The sequence below is a fragment of the Xenorhabdus sp. PR6a genome (assembly GCF_028599065.1).
In the GTDB taxonomy this organism is placed as follows: Bacteria; Pseudomonadota; Gammaproteobacteria; order Enterobacterales; family Enterobacteriaceae; genus Xenorhabdus; species Xenorhabdus doucetiae.
Map to the genome: position 1 here is coordinate 1 of NZ_JAQRFJ010000173.1, position 1,043 is coordinate 1,043.

At 49.5% G+C, this 1,043-nt stretch carries 3 protein-coding genes; 1 reads left to right on the forward strand and 2 read right to left on the reverse strand.

Annotated elements, in window-relative coordinates; all coding sequences use genetic code 11:
- Together PSI15_RS18125 and PSI15_RS18130 are read right to left on the reverse strand one after the other, a co-directional pair.
- A partial coding sequence (locus tag PSI15_RS18125) for a SymE family type I addiction module toxin (protein WP_273584741.1) occupies positions 1–247 on the reverse strand: 247 nt, incomplete at its 3' end.
- Between the two features lie 78 nt (positions 248–325).
- On the reverse strand, positions 326–730 hold the full coding sequence (locus PSI15_RS18130) for a helix-turn-helix domain-containing protein (RefSeq protein WP_046973910.1): 405 nt from the start codon (positions 728–730) through the stop codon (positions 326–328).
- Positions 731–851: 121 nt separating this feature from the next.
- On the opposite strand from PSI15_RS18130, the gene PSI15_RS18135 reads away from it, so the two are divergent.
- A partial coding sequence (locus tag PSI15_RS18135) for a CHC2 zinc finger domain-containing protein (protein ID WP_273584743.1) occupies positions 852–1,043 on the forward strand: 192 nt, incomplete at its 3' end.

Consider the following 1,043-nt stretch of genomic DNA (forward strand, 5'->3'; position numbering starts at 1 on the left):
GGTATTGCTGTTTGAGGCTGTTGGTCTCGTCGCTGTCGGGGATCAGCACTAAACAGCCGTCCATGATCTTCACCGTCACCGAGCCACCAATCTCAAAGCCCGCGGCCTTAAGCCATTGCCCCTTAAGGTGTATCGCGGGCGGAGCTTTAGCCTTGTCATTTTGCGGGACGTATCCCACGGTGTAATAACGTTCTGTTTTAGCTGCTTTATTTTGAGCCGCGTTTTGCTTAGAATGCGCCTTAGCCATCATTAACTACCTCATATAGTTGGTTGTGGTTAGCGGTGTTGATGTGCTCGTAACACATCAGCTCCGCGTTACTCTTCTCTATCCCTCCGGTTCATCAACTGGAAGCAGTGCGGATTCCATGCGCTGCTTGGCGATCATGGCATCAATGATCTTGATAACCGTTTCCTGATCTTCCTGTGCCAGTTGCTCCAGAACCTGAAAGCGTCGAAATAATCGAGAATTAGCCAACGGTGAATCTTCAACAGGGTTCCCTGTTAACAGATAATCTACCGTGACCCCCAATACATCGGCCAGCTTCACCATCATCTCGGCAGGGGGGATATTAAGTCCGCTTTCGTACTTGTTCAGTTGTTGAAAACGTATCTCAACTTTCCCGGCCAGTTCTTTTTGAGGCCATCCCTTCTGCTTACGCAGCGCCTTGAGACGTACCCCAAACTCTTTGCGGAGTTCAGCATTTTGCATAATCAAAAACTCGGTTTGCATAGTGACTCCGTTAGTGTAAGGGCTTGTCTGAATTAGGGGTTGCAAGTAACTCCTAAAAGGATTATAAATAAATCCAATTAAGAGTCAATTTAAATCTTGACAGGATTTAGGAGTCAACAGCATGGCACGGATACCCGACGCAGAATTACAGCACCTGAAAGCCGCCGTCTCCTTAGTTGCCGTTATCGAGCAGCAGGGGCGGAAGTTAACCCCGCGCGGCAAGGACCGGGTTGTGCTGTGCCCGTTCCATGAAGAGAAAACCCCCTCGATGGTGATCACCCCGTCGAAGAACCTCTATCACTGCTTCGGCTGC

Coding starts and splice junctions, on each gene's coding strand:
- PSI15_RS18130 (WP_046973910.1), bottom strand. CDS start 730: ATGCAAACCGAGTTTTTGATTATGCAAAATGCTGAACTCCGCAAAGAG.